At 66.2% G+C, this 14,916-nt stretch carries 15 protein-coding genes; 5 read left to right on the top strand and 10 right to left on the bottom strand.

All coding sequences use genetic code 11. The features are described from left to right. Entirely contained in the window at positions 1-3,261 is a 3,261-nt protein-coding gene (locus WC729_RS04810; RefSeq protein ID WP_372850072.1) for a TonB-dependent receptor domain-containing protein, read from the bottom strand. 415 nt (positions 3,262-3,676) lie between these two features. Here WC729_RS04810 and WC729_RS04805 point away from each other — a divergent pair, with 415 nt between their 5' ends. After that, positions 3,677-4,285 (top strand): hypothetical protein, encoded by a 609-nt coding sequence (locus WC729_RS04805; RefSeq protein WP_372850070.1) that lies wholly within the window; start codon positions 3,677-3,679, stop codon positions 4,283-4,285. Positions 4,286-4,295: 10 nt separating this feature from the next. Beyond that, positions 4,296-4,730, top strand: a complete 435-nt coding sequence (locus WC729_RS04800; protein ID WP_372850068.1) for a nuclear transport factor 2 family protein — start codon at positions 4,296-4,298, stop codon at positions 4,728-4,730. A gap of 291 nt (positions 4,731-5,021) precedes the next feature. Here the strand turns inward: WC729_RS04800 and WC729_RS04795 are convergent, their stop codons facing one another. The 3 genes from WC729_RS04795 to WC729_RS04785 all read right to left on the bottom strand — a co-directional run bounded on the left by WC729_RS04795 (position 5,022) and on the right by WC729_RS04785 (position 6,950). Further along, entirely contained in the window at positions 5,022-6,263 is a 1,242-nt protein-coding gene (locus tag WC729_RS04795; RefSeq protein ID WP_372850066.1) for an esterase-like activity of phytase family protein, read from the bottom strand. A gap of 37 nt (positions 6,264-6,300) precedes the next feature. Further along, positions 6,301-6,492, bottom strand: a complete 192-nt coding sequence (locus WC729_RS04790; RefSeq protein ID WP_372850064.1) for a hypothetical protein — start codon at positions 6,490-6,492, stop codon at positions 6,301-6,303. Between the two features lie 131 nt (positions 6,493-6,623). After that, positions 6,624-6,950: a hypothetical protein gene (locus WC729_RS04785; RefSeq protein ID WP_372850062.1), complete on the bottom strand. Its 327-nt coding sequence runs from the start codon at positions 6,948-6,950 to the stop codon at positions 6,624-6,626. Positions 6,951-7,106: 156 nt separating this feature from the next. Between WC729_RS04785 and WC729_RS04780 the strand changes: the two genes are divergently transcribed. The 3 genes from WC729_RS04780 (at position 7,107) to WC729_RS04770 (ending at position 8,278) form a co-directional block, all read left to right on the top strand. Then, complete coding sequence (locus WC729_RS04780) at positions 7,107-7,562, top strand: hypothetical protein (protein WP_372850060.1); 456 nt, start codon at positions 7,107-7,109, stop codon at positions 7,560-7,562. 86 nt (positions 7,563-7,648) lie between these two features. Then, positions 7,649-8,002, top strand: a complete 354-nt coding sequence (locus tag WC729_RS04775; protein ID WP_372850058.1) for a hypothetical protein — start codon at positions 7,649-7,651, stop codon at positions 8,000-8,002. A 90-nt stretch (positions 8,003-8,092) separates the two neighbouring features. After that, positions 8,093-8,278 (top strand): hypothetical protein, encoded by a 186-nt coding sequence (locus WC729_RS04770; protein WP_372850056.1) that lies wholly within the window; start codon positions 8,093-8,095, stop codon positions 8,276-8,278. A gap of 5 nt (positions 8,279-8,283) precedes the next feature. On the opposite strand, the gene WC729_RS04765 is transcribed toward WC729_RS04770, so the two are convergent. From WC729_RS04765 to WC729_RS04740, 6 genes are all read right to left on the bottom strand, one after another. Continuing rightward, positions 8,284-8,790 carry an FKBP-type peptidyl-prolyl cis-trans isomerase gene (locus WC729_RS04765; RefSeq protein WP_372850054.1) on the bottom strand — a complete coding sequence of 169 codons (507 nt, stop codon included), beginning with the start codon at positions 8,788-8,790 and terminating at the stop codon, positions 8,284-8,286. A 60-nt stretch (positions 8,791-8,850) separates the two neighbouring features. Beyond that, positions 8,851-9,246, bottom strand: coding sequence for a type II toxin-antitoxin system VapC family toxin (locus WC729_RS04760; RefSeq protein ID WP_372850052.1), 396 nt, complete (start codon positions 9,244-9,246; stop codon positions 8,851-8,853). After that, positions 9,243-9,533 carry a type II toxin-antitoxin system Phd/YefM family antitoxin gene (locus tag WC729_RS04755; RefSeq protein ID WP_372851013.1) on the bottom strand — a complete coding sequence of 97 codons (291 nt, stop codon included), beginning with the start codon at positions 9,531-9,533 and terminating at the stop codon, positions 9,243-9,245. Before WC729_RS04755 ends, WC729_RS04760 begins: the two co-directional genes overlap by 4 nt. Before the next feature lie 338 nt (positions 9,534-9,871). After that, complete coding sequence (locus WC729_RS04750; protein ID WP_372850050.1) at positions 9,872-10,474, bottom strand: DUF4142 domain-containing protein; 603 nt, start codon at positions 10,472-10,474, stop codon at positions 9,872-9,874. Positions 10,475-10,545: 71 nt separating this feature from the next. Continuing rightward, the gene (locus tag WC729_RS04745; RefSeq protein WP_372850048.1) at positions 10,546-13,449 is read right to left on the bottom strand and encodes an EAL domain-containing protein; all 2,904 of its coding nucleotides are present in this window, start codon (positions 13,447-13,449) and stop codon (positions 10,546-10,548) included. Positions 13,450-13,963: 514 nt separating this feature from the next. After that, positions 13,964-14,713: a Crp/Fnr family transcriptional regulator gene (locus WC729_RS04740; RefSeq protein ID WP_372850046.1), complete on the bottom strand. Its 750-nt coding sequence runs from the start codon at positions 14,711-14,713 to the stop codon at positions 13,964-13,966. Positions 14,714-14,916: the final 203 nt, after the last annotated feature.

Genomic DNA, 14,916 nt, shown 5'->3' with positions numbered 1-14,916 from the left:
TCAGAAGATGAACCGCACGCCGCCGGTGATGATCCGCCCGGTGCTGGCATAGGTCTGGGTAACCGGGTTGGCGGCGTACATCGTGCGGTACTGCGGATCGTTGGTCAGGTTGCGCCCTTCAAGGGTCAGCTTGGCGAAGTCGGTCACGTTCACGCTGATCGCGAAATCGACGTTCAGCGTGTCCTCGTTATAGCCGAAATCGGCGAACACCGGCGAATTGCACGCCGCGCCCGCATTGGTGTTGGTGCCGACGCTGCAGGTGCCCGTCGCGAGCGGGAAGCGGTTGACGTAGCGCTTGCGATAGGCGCCCGAGACGCGCGCCGACCAGACCTTGTTCTCATAATAGAGCGTCGCATTGAACGCGTCGGGTGAGGTGTTGAGGAACGGCCCTTCGGCATAGCTGTTCTGCGCGGTCGCGGCAGTGCCGGTCTGCGTGGTCGAGAGCACGGTGCCGGTCAGATAGTTCAGCTTGGAATCAATATGCGTGTAGTTGGCCGCGATGCCCATCTTGTCGAACGGGGCGGGCAGGAAGAAGAAATCGGTCTGCAGATTGACCTCGACGCCCTTGATCGTGCCGCCCGGCGCATCCTGGAACTGGCGGATCGCCCAGGTACCACCGGCCAGCGTATAGGCCTGCAGCGTCGGGCTGGTCATCGCCGCGACCAGCTGGGCGTAAATTGCCGGCTCGAACACCGAGGAGAGCGGTGCCTCGCCCGCGATCTGCTGCGGGAAGGAATCGATCTTCTTGCTGAACAGCGCCACCGCGATCAGGCCGTTATTGCGGAAATAACGCTCGAAGCTGAGGTCGAAATTGGTCGCGCGGAACGGGTTGAGATAGGGGTTGCCGACGGTGACCGCGGGCGCCGCGCCTGCCGCGTTGAGGCCGCTGGCGAAAGCGGTCGTCCCCGGTGTCAGGCTGGCGAGCTGCGGCCGCGAAATCACCTGCGCCGCGGCGAAGCGGATCAGGAAATTGTCCACCGGCTCATAGGTGATGTTGGTCGAGGGCAGCCAATCCCAATATTCGTTGCGCGCCGTCACCGGGATACCGAGCACCCCGTCGGTGCCACCGACATTGCCGAAGCCATTTACCCGCGTATTGGCAATGCGCATGCCGGCATTGCCACGCAGCGGCCGGCCGAACGCATCGAAGTTGAAATCGACCTGGAAGAAGCCGGAAATGTCCTTCTCGGTCACCGCGTTGCGCTGGCGCCCGTCGGCGACCGCGCGATAGTCGCCCCATTTGTTGATGCAGTTGCAATCGATGCCGAAGCGCTGGCGGAACTTGTCCAGGTCAGGCGCATAGAAGCCGGTCGGCGTGCCCTGCGATACCTGAAGCCCCTGACCGAAACCGACCGACTTGCCGAGATCGGTGATCGCCAGGCCGGATTCGAGCAGGGTCGGGTTGATCGCCTCGATATCCTGGCTGCGGCGGCCCTGGTCGCTGTCGAAATCGAACTGCTTGAAGGTGCCGCCGAAGCGCAAGGTCATCTCGGGCAGCGCCTCATAGGTGAAGTTGGCGCGCGCGACCCGGAACTCGTTGTTCACATAAGTCTGGAAATAGCGGATCGTCGACAGGCCCTTGACCAGGCTCCAGCTTGCGGGATTGGCGACGTCGAAGCCGGGGTTGAAGATCGGCATCTTGCCACCGCCGCGATCGTCGAAGGTGTAATTGTCCTGGTCGATCGCGTTGAACTCGGCGAGCAGCCCGGTCGCGCGGAATTCGGAGCGCGACCAGCCGATCGTCCCGTCCAGCTTCACATCGTCGGTGATGTCCTGGCGGAAGTTGAGCGTCGCCTGCTTGAACTCGGTCGAGCCATATTGCGCGTCGGAGGAGCTGCGCCAGTCGACATCGTCGAGCAGCAGATAATCGGCCTGGCCCGCGCCGTTGACATGCGCCGCGCGGATCTTGGTGTTCGGGCGACCGATCAGTTCGTTATAATAGCCGGTCAGGTTCGCGGTCGGCACGCGCCCGATGGAGGTCGCCGCGTTGTAATAGTCGTACGGGTTGAGGTTGTTGGGATTGCGGCTGTTGAGCATGCCCGGCAGCACGCCGCCATAGAGCGCGTCGCCGCAGTCGATCGTCGCGCTCTGCACGCAATTGGAATAGAGCGCGACGCGGTCGGCATTGCCGTTCGTCGTGCCCGGCGCGCGCAAGGTGTTCTGGGTGACGCGGGCATTGGTGCCGTTGCGGTTCAGGCCGATCGTGGTGATCGCATCAGTCACGCTGTCCTGATCATATTTCGAGTAGACGAAATCGGCGATGATCTCCGTCCGGCTGGTCGGCTGCCACTGCATCGTCGCGGTCGCGCCGAGCCGTTCGTAGCGCAGATCCTGCCGCCCGATCGAGGGCAGGGCCGGGATGATCGTGGTCGGGGTGATCAGCGCATAGGCGGCCGGATCCGATCCGAAGGTCGCACCGGTGCCCCCCGGCCGCGCGAAGCCGAAGGTATTGGGCGTGACGCCGTTCAGCTGCGAGTTGCGATAGGTATATTCGAACGCGCCGATGTTGCGGCGATAGGAATCGATCTGCTGTTCCTGCTTCTGATAGGCGCCCGAAACCAGGATGCCGAAATTGTCGGCCAGCTTGATCGAGGCGAGGCCGGTGAGGCGCGGGTTCCAGGACTTGCCGTTCTCGCGATACTCGCCCTCGGCGCCGAGGGCGAAACGGTTGCCCTTGTTGGCGAGCGGCCGGCCGGTGGTGAGATCGACGATCGCGCCAAGCGAGCCTTCGTCGTTCATCGCCGCCGTCGTCTTGGTGATGGTGACGCCGCCGAACAGTTCGGACGCGAAGGTGTTGAAATCGAACCCGCGACTGCGGTTGGCGCCCGCGTCCGAAGTATTGCCGCCCGCCACATTCTGCGCATCGGCGCCGTTCAGCCGGACCATCTGGAAATCGCCGCCCAGGCCGCGCACCGTGATGGTGCGGCCCTCGCCATTGTCGCGGTCGATCGAGACGCCGGGCAGGCGCTGGATCGATTCAGCGAGGTTCGCATCGGGAAATTCGGCGATGTCCTCGGCGGTGATCGCATCGATGATCTGGTCGGACCGGCGCTTCAGCGACAACGCGTTCTGCAGCGAGGCGCGAAAGCCGGTGACCACGATGTCGCCCTGGTCCGTCCCGTCGGCGTCGGCGGTTTGTACAGGGGCGGGGTCCGCCCCCTGGGCATAAGCCGGCGCGGCGATGGCGAGCATGCCCAGCGCCGAGCCGAGCAGCAGTCGATTGCGAAAAGATGCGGCGTCGCCGCGCGTGTTCAACATCATCCCGTCTCTCCCGAACGGCGGGCTTCGCCGCGCCTGTGTTTCGGGAATGACAGCGGTGTCGGCTCCTGTTGCGTCGAGGGCGTTTCGGCGCCCTCACGGCCCCGTTCCGGCCGCGTGCCCGATTTTCGGGCCTATTGCAGAATTCGACATTGTTTTCAGCAGGATGCACGCAGCGATTCAGTCGCCGTCGCGCCCTGGCCGACCCCACTGGCACCCCACTCCCATTCGGCCCGCAATTCCCGTCGCAGTGCCTTTTGACACCGGTATCATCCCGAACCGGCCCTTTGCTGTCAATAGGCAACAAGCTCCGGATCCGTGGTTCGGAGATGTCGCCGCTATCTCCTTGTCCCGGCGCGCATCTCGGCTAGAGTAAGATGTGGTTAAGGCCGGGGGGCCGAGCCCGGGGAGGACGAGCATGAGGATCGATCGTATCGCGCAGTGCTGCCGGTTGCTGTTGCCGGCCATGCTGCTCGCGGCATTGCCGGGTATCGCGCCCGCCCAGTCGCGCATCCAGCCGCCGCGGCCCGAGGCGCGCGTCGCGCCGGTGCTGCGCGACGGCGCGCATGACTTCGATTTCGAGTTCGGCCGGTGGAAGGCGCATATCGCGCGCCGGCTGCGGCCGCTGACGGGATCGACCACATGGGTCGATTATGACGGCCTGTCGGTGGTGCGGCCGGTTTGGGGCGGCAAGGCCAATCTCGGTGAGCTCGACGTCGCGGGGTCGGCCGGGCGGATCCAGGGCATGAGCCTGCGTCTCTACGACGCCAAATCGCGCCAGTGGAAGATCCGCTGGGCCAACAGCGCCGACAGCGAACTGGGCGAGCCGATGGTCGGCGGCTTCGCCAATGGGCGCGGGCTGTTCTACAATCAGGAGGATCTGAACGGCCGGGCGATCCTGGTGCGCTTCATCTTTTCGAACATGGCCGCTACCAGCTTCCGGATCGAGCAGGCCTTTTCGGACGATGGCGGCCGGAGCTGGGAGACCAACTGGATCTCCGAATTCACCAAGCTGCCGAACAAATAAGGAGATGAGGATGCGATTCCCGATCCTGGCGCTGCTGCTGGTCGCGGCACCGCTTTCCGCCGCCGCGCCGGCGGCGGAAGACAGCGCCGCGCTCGTCGCATTTGCCGATTCGTTCGACCGGGCGCAACTCGCCAAGGATGGCCCGGCGCTCGAACGCATGGTGGCGGACGATCTCGTCTTCATCGACGGATCGGGCAAGCGCCAGGGCAAGAAGGAATTCATCGAGGGCTGGACCGCGCCCGGCGACCGGTTCGATCCGATCGTCCTGCACGACCGAACCGTGGTGATGCTCGGCCCTGATGCCGGGGTGGTCGGCGCCGAGACGACGCTGCGCGGCGTCTCGGGCGGTGACGCCTTTGCCAGCCATTTCCGCTTTTCCGACACCTTCCGCCGCAGCGGCGGGCAGTGGCAGGCGGCGTATATCCAGGTCACCCGCCTGCCATGATAGCGCTACCAGTTGCAGTTTGCGTATGCTGCAATGCAATATTTGCACTTGCGACAAAACCTGCTGCAGTGCACAACGACTGTGCCTTTCAGGCATCCTCTCCTAAAACTTTCACGGCCGGTCTCGTACCGGCCTTTTTTTTGTCCGCGATTCGGTTATGAAGACGCCGCCATCGTATCGCCTGACATAAAAAAGAAACGCAACAGGAGCGGAAAAGCCGCCGGGAAGACCGGCACTGGCGAAACGATAGCACGGGGGATCGAGCAGCCACAGGCGCTCTCCCCCGCATTTTCAGTCCATCATGACGTCCGCGGGCAGATCGATCCGCCAGAAGCGCGTCGGCACGGCGTCCACCCCGAAATCATTGTCGTTGACCAGCAACAGCGTGCGCGGGGACAACAAGGTCACGCCTTCCAGATCGGCGTCGATCTCCGGGTGATCGTCCGTCGAGAAAACCAGCGTCTTGGCGAGGTGCGGCAGCGTGTGGCCCGCCGCGCTTTGCTCCTCGATCGTCGGCCGCGTGGCGATGTCGAGTTGGCACGGGTCCAACACCCGGCCGTCATCGAGCGCGACGGCGTAGAGCTTGGTCGTGGCCGATCCGCGTTCCAGTACCAGCAATGATTGCGCGCCGGTCACGGCGATGTCGCAGAGCTTCAGGTCGCCGCGCTTTACCGGGCCGATCGCCGCATCGCGGCGGAAGCTGCCGGGCTTGTCGAGTCGATAGAGGAATTGCCGGATCACTGCGCCGGTCGCCACATCGAGCTCCCACAGGCGGACGTGCCGGGCATGGCGGTGCGCCTGCTCGTCGGGATGAGCGAGCGGGCTCTGGAAGGCCAAGTAGAGGCGGTGCCCGTCCGGTGACAGCGCCAGTGCCTCGAATCCGCGATTGAGTTCCCGGCGCGCGGCGATCGCGGGTAGCGCTTCGACCACGGGATAATCGGCGGTGCGAAACGCGTCGCCGCATCCTTCCGGCACCCAGCGGACCAGCACCGTTCCATCGGCCGCGATATGGAAGACCGACGGGCCATATTCGTCGGCGATCCAGAAGCTGCCATCGGCCGCGGCCGCGATGCCTTCGGTATCGGCGCCTGACGAATCGGGCGCGATCGGCGCGCCCTGGATATCGAAGGCAGGCTCGTTGAAGCGGCCCGGCACTGGCAGGCCGGACAGTGGCCGTCCGCTGCGATCGCGCAGCGGGATCGTACGAAGGCAGGTCACCTGATCGCCCTCGACGCGTAGTTCGGATATCGCCGGGCCGATGCCGGGGAAGGGCATGATCTTGGCCCCGGCCAGATCGGCAAGGCGGCCGAGATCGTCCAGCCCGTAGCGATCGATCGCAAAGGGGATCTTCAGATTGGGTCCGCGATCCCCGATCGCCCAGACCACGCCCGGTACATCGCCCGCGCGCCGCGACAGCCCGGAGCCAAGCCCGCGCGTGACGCGGAGCGTTCCGCCGGGCAGGTCGAGCGTACCGAGCAGCTCGTCATCATAGTCGAGCCGGGTGGCGCGGAGGGGATCGATCGGGTCGGTCATCCTCCCGCCATAGCCGCTTTGCCCGACTGACGCGCGCTCACCGTCCGCGCGGCCGATCGACCAGGCCGAAGATCGCGGGCCCCTCGACCAGCATGCCGATGCCGGGCAGGCCGGCGAGGATGATGAAGCCCGCGAGCAGCAACTCGGTCGTGGTCGCCGGATGATTGACGGGCGGCATCGTCACCAGCCAGCGCAACGCGATGATCGCCGCCACGCTCGTCATCACCATCGCTGCTCCCGCACACCGGGTTCGCATCACCGTCGTCCCAGCGCCGTGATTGGCGCGCAGCCGACATGGGCGCGACGGGCGTTAAGTTTCGAGAGCGAACGGGCACGCTCGCATTAAGTCGGTATTGACGTTCAGCCGCGCTCGCCAACGGGCGCGTGGATGCAGCACGAGCTGAAATTGTCGGCGGCCAGATGATCGCGGTGATCGTCGCTCGCCTCGCACACCCATTCGACGATCAGGTCCGAGCTGCCGCCCGCCGCGCGGCGCAGAACGGAGGCGATCAGCCGCGGATCGGTATTCAGCAACAGGACCGCACGGCCATCGGCGTCGGGGGTGAACAGCAGATAACGTCCGCCCGCGATCGCCTCCCGCGTCGGGTCGCGATGGTGCTGCGCTACGTCAGCGAGGAAAGATATCGTCTCTGCCGGACGCTTCTTTCCGAAAATGCGACCTAACAAATGAGTGTTCCTCAAGGGCGACCATTGTAAACGTCCGATACGGGCCAAACGCTCCGGCGCGCTTGATCGAGAGCAAGTCGCGGGCGTTTTTTCGGCGTCGATTCACTGCAGCGTCGGATCGCGCGATACGGGCCGCTCACCCCCGGGGAATAAAGCATGGCCGACGCTGATCCGATTGCCCGCGCCCTTCATCCCGCGGCCGCACGCCAGGCCGGCTATGTCGCCTGGACCGACGATCCGGCGATCGCGGCACTGTTCACGGTCCTGCGCGACCTCGATGCGGCCGGCACGCGGATCGACGCGCTCCATCACGACCGGCCGGATCTCGGCGCAGGTGCGGTGCGCGGCGATATCGGAGAAGTCGCCTGCCTGTTCGAGCGCTGCCCCGATCGCTGCTTCGGTTTTGGCTGGCGCACCCGCGCCAATGGCGGCGCCTGTGCCGGCCTGTGGGAAGTGCTCGCACGGCGCCGCGACGCCTGGATCGATGTGCGGCTGGAAGCGGAAGGTTTCCCGCCTCACGCGTCGAGCGCGGCGAAGACGGCCCGGATCGTGGCGCTCGGCGCGGAGGCGATCCCGGTCGAGCTGGCATGGGAGCGGTTCCGCGCCGGGTGACCCGGAACCGGAGCCCACGCGTTTTCGTCTTCACGCCGGGCGCCGATTCCTGCGACTATGGCGGCGCCCTGATGGAGTCGTCTGCGATGAAGAACCTGATGTCCGCCTGCCTCGTTCTGGCGCTCGCCGGGTGCGGCCAGCCCGCGCCACAGCAGAATGCGGCTGCGCCGGCCAAGCCCGAGGTCGATTATCTGGGGCGGATCAACGCCTTGGCGCCCAAGCAGCGCGACGTCGTCTTCTACCGCGCGCTCGACGACGCGGGCAGCGATTGCCAGTCGGTCTCCAGCTCCGAACCGCGCGCGCCGGTGCAGGGTCGCCCGGCCTGGACCGCGCATTGCGAGGATGGCCGCGACTGGGTCATCATCCTGCAGGAAAGCGGCATGCTGCAGATCGCGACCACTGACGTGGACGGCGGGGCGGCAGGCGGCAACGCGCAGTGAGGGCGGACCGCCGCAGCCGTCCGCCCGTTCCCGCTCACGCATCCCGGACGCCGCGGTGCGCCGGGCATAGTCGGCGAAATCGCGCGCCGGATGGCGCCTTCTCTCCGGGCTCCTGCTCGACGCGATGCGGCGCTGCTAGGCGCGACGGCGCACCTGACCATGACCCTGATCGCCGCCGCGGTCCGTCACGCGATCACCTTGCCCCCGGCCGAGGGGGCGCAGGTCATTGATCTGTTCAAGCGCATGATGCCGGACGATCTGTCCGGCCTCGCCTGAAGGGATTATCCCCCGGCGGTGGCGAACAGCTCGATCGTGAACAGCAAGGTCGCGCCGCCGGGGATCGGGCCGGTGGCTTCGGTGCCGTAAGCGAGGTTCTGCGGGATCGCGAATTCGAAGGTGTCGCCGACCGCCATCAACGGCACGCCTTCCTGCCAGCCGCGGATCAGCCGGGGCAGCGGAAAGGTCGCGGGCGCGCCGCGGCCGACCGAGCTGTCGAACTCGGTCCCGTCGATCAGCTTGCCGGTATAATGGATCGTGACCATGTCGGTCGGCGCCGGATGTGGCGCACCGGCCGGGCCGGCCTTGATCCGGCGATAGCGCAGGCCGCTCACGGTATAGTGCCAGCCATCGGCAGCCTTCAGGCTCAACAGATAGAGCATCTGGCGATTGTGCCAGCGCGCGTCCTGGCTGTTGACGGCATCGGGCGCATCCTGGGCCAGTGCCGGCGCCGAAAGAGCCGCCATTGCCATCGCCGCTGCCGCTATCGCCCAGATCTTGCCCATCGTCATGCCCTTCGCGCCCATTATCGTGCGGGCTCTATAGCGGGATGTCGGTGCAGGGGAATGAGGTCAGATCGAATTGCGGAGCGCGGGCCGAATGTCGGTCCTGGCGAAGTCGTCGCCGACATAGAGCAGGCCGCATTGATGTGCCTCCGCCACTTCATAGGCAAAGCAATCCCCGAAATTCAGCCCCGCCGGGTTGAGCCCCTTGCCCCACCGCGCATAGGCAGCCGCGACGCGTCGCGCCGATGCGGGCGTCACCGGCACGATCTCGAAACCCAGGCCATCGATCAAGGTGGTCAGTTCCTCGCCGACGTTGCGGCGCTCCGCCACGATCAGCGCTTCGGCCACGGTGCCGGCTGAAATGACCAATGCGTCCTCGCCTTCAAGCGCTGCGATACAGGCATTGGCTTGTGGCTCGTCGAGCAGGATCGCCATCAGCGCCGACGCGTCGACAGCGATCATCCGGGCAGGCCGTCGTCTTCATAGAGAAAATCCTGGCTGCGCGCGGCCGGGGGGCCCTCCGTCTTCCTGGCCGCGCCCGATGCGCGCATGGCCTCGAGCAGGACTCGGCGCGCCTTGCGGTCAGGCATCGGATTGACCGGCACCAGGCGGACGGCCGGGTGACCGTGGCGAGTCAACACGATTTCATCGCCCGCTTCCGCACGGCGCACCAGTTCGGTGAGCTGCCCTTTCGCGTCGCTTACCGATATGCGCATCACCACTCCTTGGGCCATTCGATGGACCATCATCAAATAATATGGACCACTACATGGTCCATTTTAAGGGTGGAATTCATCGCCAGGAGCGGGGTCCCGGCCGGCGCCCTGACGAGGGACGCGGGCGCCGGCCGGGCTGCGGGCGGCGGATCGTGGCGCGGGTTGGGAACAGGAGCGGTCCTGTCACGCCGCCGGTGCGGTTTCCGGTCGATCCGCCGTCGCATTCTTGTGCAGCCAGAGGAGCTACAGGGACAAGGACGCACGACCGCGCGATTTCCCCATCGGTGCGGGCGAAAAAGCGGTGGCGTTCTGGCCGGAAGCAAGCGCCGGGTGAACGACGTCGGGGGCAGGTTTCCCCGCCCCGGGGCGAGTCAGCGCGTCTCGAGCGCCTTGGCCATGTCGAGATGGCCCTTCACGATCGGCGCGATCTCGCCGGCCGCCGTCTTCAGCGAGGCGACGTCGCCGTCCTTCGCGAAATTCTCCATCAGCTCCAGCGCATCGTCATGCGCATCGATCTGGCCGTCGATATAGGCCCGGTCGAAATCTGATCCCTTCAGCTTGCCTAGATCGGACAGGTCGTCATTCTGCGCGCCGGTCAGGGTCGCGTCGGGGGTGATCGCCGGGCTGGCCTTGGCCGCTGCCGCCTGGATCTTCGCGGTGGAGGCAGTGTGCGCCTTGATCATGTCGCTCGCGAACGCCTTGACCTTGGCCGAGGCGGCATTGGTGAGGGCCAGCTTGGCCGCCGCGATCTCGAAGGCGTCGCTATTGGCCGCTCCATTGGCGAAGGTCTGGCCGCTCGGCGTCGGGTTGAGCGCGTCGCCTACCGCATCGGCTGCGTTCGAGGCAGTGTTGCCCAGATCGTCGATCGCCGCTCCGGTGGCGTCCACGGCATTGTCGGCCGCCGCCTCGGTCTTCGGCCCGCAGGCGGCGAGGCTCAGGGCGAGGGCAGCCGTCGCGACGGTGAGGTATTTCATGCAGGATTCTCCCTCTGGGTGCAGGCGGCTCGAACGTTCGGGCAAGCCCGCCGTTCCGCATCGCGCGCGTTTCAGCCCCGGTAGAATCCGTCGCGCCAGCGCGGGAAGATCTCGTCCGCGGTGGCGGGGTGGCCGAACAGGAAACCCTGGCCGACCGCGCAGCCGCGGTCGCGCAGATGGTCCGCCTGCGCCTTGGTCTCGACGCCTTCGGCGACGATCACGATGCCCAGGTTGCGGCCGAGATCGATCACCGCATCGGCGATCGCCGCGTCGTCCGGGCTGTTCTCCAGATTGCTGATGAAGCTGCGATCGATCTTCAGCACATCGACCGGATATTGCTTCAAATGGCTGAGCGAGGCGTAGCCCGTGCCGAAATCGTCGAGCGCGATTCGGATGCCCGCGGCGCTCAGCATGCGCAACGCCCGGTCGACGAACTGCGCGCCGCGGCCGAGGAAGACCGTCTCGGTCACCTCGATCTCCAGCAGGGCCGCGGGCAGGCCGCATTGCTCCAGGCTGGCCAGCACGCGCTCGGCGAAATTGTCGTAGCGGAAGTCGTTGGCCGAGGTGTTGACCGCGATCGAGACCGGATCATGCCCCTGGTCGATCCAGCGCCTGAGGTCGCCCGTCACCTGGCCGAGCATCCGGTCAGTGATCTCGATCGACAGGTCGGGATCGTCGAAGGCGGCGCGGATGTCGGCCGGCATATGGATGCCGCCCTGCGGGTCCTGCCAGCGCAGCAGCGCCTCGAATCCGACCAGCCGGTGCGAATTGAGGTCGATCTTGGGCTGGTAAAAGGCCTCGATCCGCGCATTGGCCAGCGCGTCCTTGGCCAGGTTGATCATCGAGAATTGCCGCTGGAGATCGGTCCGCATCTCCGGGTGGAAGATGCGGGTGCGGCCACGGCCGGCGGTCTTTGCGGCATATAGCGCGAGGTCCGCCGATTTGAGCAATTCGGTCGGATTGTAGCCATGTTCGGGGAAGATCGAGGCACCGATGCTGGCCGCGCAATCCAGGGTACGGCCGTTGAACGCAAAGGGCGCGCGCAGGCTTTCGAGCAGCATGGCGGCGCAGCGATCGATATCCCCGGCCCCACGGATCGCGGGCATGACGATGGCGAATTCGTCCCCGCCCAGCCGGCCGATCGTCGCGCCCGCCGGCGCGACCGCCGCCAGCCGCCGGGCGAAGACGCGCAACAGGGCGTCGCCGGCATCATGCCCGAGCGTGTCGTTGATGCGCTTCAGATTGTCGACGTCGAACAGCATCAGCCCGATCTGCTCGTCGGTGCCCTTGGCGCGCTCGGTCGCGCTTTCCAGCTCCTCCTGCAGCGCCAGCCGGTTGGGCAGGTTGGTCAGCGGATCGTGCGTCGCGGCCCAGCGGATCCGCTCTTCGGCATCGCGTTCCTCGGTCACGTCCTGGAAGGTGACGATCAGGCGGCTGAGATGGCCGGATCCGCTCACTGTCTTCCAGCCGGTGGATTTGAGCCAGCGCTGGGCGCCGTCATGCCCGCGTCGGATGCGCAGCGCGATCTCGAACCCGGCGGGCAACAGGCCGCCGCTCGCCGACGCGACGACCGACTGGAATTTCTGCCGGTCGTCGGGATGCACGATCGCCATTGCCGCCGCCATGGTCGGCTCGGCATCGGACGGCAGGCCGAGCATCTCGAGCAGCTCCTCCGACCAGCGCCGCTCGCCGGTGATCGTGTCGTAATCCCACACGCCGAGCCGCGCCGCCTGGACGGCGAGGCGCAACCGCTCCTCGCTTTCGGTCAGCGTCTGCTGGGCGGCCTTGCGATCATGGATGTCCTCCAGGGTCCCGTACCAGCGGATGATCTCGCCCTGCTCGTCGCAGCGCGGCGCGGCGCGGGCGCGCATCCAGCGATAGCTGTCGCCGCAGCGCAGCCGGTATTCGATATCGACTGGCCGGCGCAGCCGGATCGCCTCCTGCCACGCACGGACGGTGGGCACGACGTCCTCGACATGGAGCGCCTCGACCCAGCCGTCGCCGCGCGCCTGTTCGACACTGCCGCCGGTCAGCGAAGTCCAGAGCGGACCGACTTCCTCGATCGACCCGTCGGGCCGCGCGGTCCACTGGATCTGCGGGTTGAGCTCGACCGAATGGCGGTGGTGCTCGCGGCTCTCGCGCAGCGCCAGCTCGGCATGGCGCCGGCGGGTGATGTCCTGCACGATGCTGACGACCGATCGGATCGCGCCGCTATCGTCGCGGACGAAGGACAAATTGACCTCGCACCAGATCACGGACGCATCCGGCCGGATATAGCGCAGCTCGATACGAAAGGGCGTGCCGCTTTCGACATGCTGGCGATACTTGCCTTCGTTGCGGGCAAGGTCGTCGGGATGCACGTGAATCTGGGCGGGCAGGATTTCCAGCTCGGTCTGGGTGCGGCCGACCAGCATGCGATAATGGTCGTTCGCCATCAGCAGGTGCCCGTCGAGCGCGCGGTGGACGATACCGACCTTCGCCTCGCGGAACACAGTGTCGAGCTGCCCGGCATGAAGGGCGGGGCGGGTGACGGGCGTCGCGCTCGGCGCCGGCCAGCGCTCGGCCCCGGCCAGCGCGGCGAAGCCGGCGAGCATGCGCATCTTGCGGGCATCGGGTTCGGCGCGGGGCGCGGTGTCGAGCACGCAAAGCGTCCCCGCATCGGCTTCGCCCGGCGCGCCGATCGGCAGGATGACGGCGAACCGCGCGTCGAGCAGGTCGGCGGCGGGGATCAGGCCGCGCCAGTCGGGCGCCTGGGTATCGGTGATGACGATCGGGTCGGGCTGGCCGATCAGCTCGGCCGGGAGCAGCGCGTCCGCCGTGCGCAGCGGGCCGGAAATGCCGATCTGGACTCGCACGAGCTGGCGGCCGGCGGCGGCGAAGCTGATAAAGCCGATCGGCGCATCCAGCGCGTCGATCGCCAGCGCGACGATGCGCCGCAGGATCGAATCCTCCACCGCGCCGGCACCTTGCGGCATCGGCGTTACGGACGGTCCTTCCGGCAAGCCCCCGGCGCTATCCCTGGCGTCTGTGAATGGGCGTGCGCCCCACCGCTTCACGCGTTCCTCCTGCGCCCCCTCGCCCCTCGAGTTGGCTGAAGTTCTAACTATGTTGGAAAGGCTAATAAATCATTGGGTCGTCGCAGCGATTTTACGGTCCTTATTGGGTCCGAAATGGAGATTTTCCGTGGTTCGGCAATGATCGTCCTAACACAGGTTATGGTCAGGCAGGCAGAAGAGCCGCCGCGGCCTGGTTAACCTAGGTTATCGAGCGCTGATCTCGCAGGATTTATCATCGCCGTTTCGGAGTCGGGGCATGACGGAGCCGAAATGGACGACAGGGACGATGAGAGCTACTTCCGGCGACGCGCTGTACGCGAGCGCGAGATCGCGGGTTGTTGCGAGGACAATGCAGTGGCGCTGGCACATCTGCGGATGGCGGAAGAATATGAACGGCGCGTTCGGTCGGTCGCAACGGCGGCGCGGTCCGGGTTTATTCCGCCGGCGCCCTCGACTGGTCGAGATGCAAATATAACGCGCTGAAATCGGCTGCGACTTTCAGACGGTCCAGGTCGTCGAAGCGGACGTGGCGCTTGTCGCGCCTGATCAGGCCGAGCTCGCTCAGCGCCTTGAGGGTGCGGTTCACATGCACGCTGGTCAGGCCGACCGCGTCGCCCAATTGTTCCTGGGTGAGGGGCAGATGATAGCCCTGCCCATCGTTCAGCCCGGCCGCTTCCATGCGCACCGACACTTCGCACAGCAGATGCGCGACCCGCGCCTTGGCGTCGCGGCGTCCGACATTCAGCACCCATTCGCGGAAGATCGACGCGTCGATCAGCGCATCGATCCACATCGCCCGGCCTATCGTCGGGCGCTCCAGCACCAGGTCCTGCAGCGCCGCGCGGTCGATCTCGGCGGTCTCGAGCCGGCTGAGCGCCTGCACGCTGTGGTCGGCGCGGTTGAGGAACAGGTGCTGCAGATCGAGGACGTCGCCCGCCATGTGGATCGACACGATCTGCCGCGCCCCGGTCGCCGCCAGCTTCTGCCGGAAGGCCAGGCCCGAGATGACGAAGCTGCAATGCTTCTTCGCCGGCTCGCCCTCGCGCAGCACATAGGCCGGCGCTTCATAGGTCCGCTCGGCAAAGGGCAATGCCAGGATCGCCGCACGATCGCCATCGCTCAGCGGCGCCCGGCTTTCGAGTTTGCGCACCAGTTTCGACAGGGGGTGGTCGTCGCGTGACATGCAGGCTCTCCGTTGGGCGGGAGCTCACGCATCTCTCAGTCGCCGGACCCGGACTTAACCCAACGGCGATGGAACGGCTTTAACACATGCAGTGCAATCTCGGGAACAATTGTTCAGAAATCATCCAAACTTATGTTATATTGTTTGTGACACCGTCGGCGCGGTGTTATGAAAACGTCATCGCCGGAACAGGGTCCTTGGGC

The sequence above is a fragment of the Sphingomonas sp. genome (assembly GCF_041661825.1).
Classification (GTDB): domain Bacteria; phylum Pseudomonadota; class Alphaproteobacteria; order Sphingomonadales; family Sphingomonadaceae; genus Sphingomonas.
This window is presented reverse-complemented; position numbering and strand designations above follow the sequence as displayed.

Coding starts and splice junctions, on each gene's coding strand:
- WC729_RS04760 (WP_372850052.1), bottom strand. CDS start 9,246: ATGATCGCTGTCGACGCGTCGGCGCTGATGGCGATCCTGCTCGACGAG.
- WC729_RS04805 (WP_372850070.1), top strand. CDS start 3,677: ATGAGGATCGATCGTATCGCGCAGTGCTGCCGGTTGCTGTTGCCGGCC.
- WC729_RS04765 (WP_372850054.1), bottom strand. CDS start 8,790: ATGACGATGGGCAAGATCTGGGCGATAGCGGCAGCGGCGATGGCAATG.
- WC729_RS04800 (WP_372850068.1), top strand. CDS start 4,296: ATGCGATTCCCGATCCTGGCGCTGCTGCTGGTCGCGGCACCGCTTTCC.
- WC729_RS04790 (WP_372850064.1), bottom strand. CDS start 6,492: ATGGTGATGACGAGCGTGGCGGCGATCATCGCGTTGCGCTGGCTGGTG.
- WC729_RS04750 (WP_372850050.1), bottom strand. CDS start 10,474: ATGAAATACCTCACCGTCGCGACGGCTGCCCTCGCCCTGAGCCTCGCC.
- WC729_RS04755 (WP_372851013.1), bottom strand. CDS start 9,533: ATGATGGTCCATCGAATGGCCCAAGGAGTGGTGATGCGCATATCGGTA.
- WC729_RS04745 (WP_372850048.1), bottom strand. CDS start 13,449: ATGCCGCAAGGTGCCGGCGCGGTGGAGGATTCGATCCTGCGGCGCATC.
- WC729_RS04810 (WP_372850072.1), bottom strand. CDS start 3,261: ATGATGTTGAACACGCGCGGCGACGCCGCATCTTTTCGCAATCGACTG.
- WC729_RS04780 (WP_372850060.1), top strand. CDS start 7,107: ATGGCCGACGCTGATCCGATTGCCCGCGCCCTTCATCCCGCGGCCGCA.
- WC729_RS04795 (WP_372850066.1), bottom strand. CDS start 6,263: ATGACCGACCCGATCGATCCCCTCCGCGCCACCCGGCTCGACTATGAT.
- WC729_RS04740 (WP_372850046.1), bottom strand. CDS start 14,713: ATGTCACGCGACGACCACCCCCTGTCGAAACTGGTGCGCAAACTCGAA.
- WC729_RS04775 (WP_372850058.1), top strand. CDS start 7,649: ATGAAGAACCTGATGTCCGCCTGCCTCGTTCTGGCGCTCGCCGGGTGC.
- WC729_RS04770 (WP_372850056.1), top strand. CDS start 8,093: ATGGCGCCTTCTCTCCGGGCTCCTGCTCGACGCGATGCGGCGCTGCTA.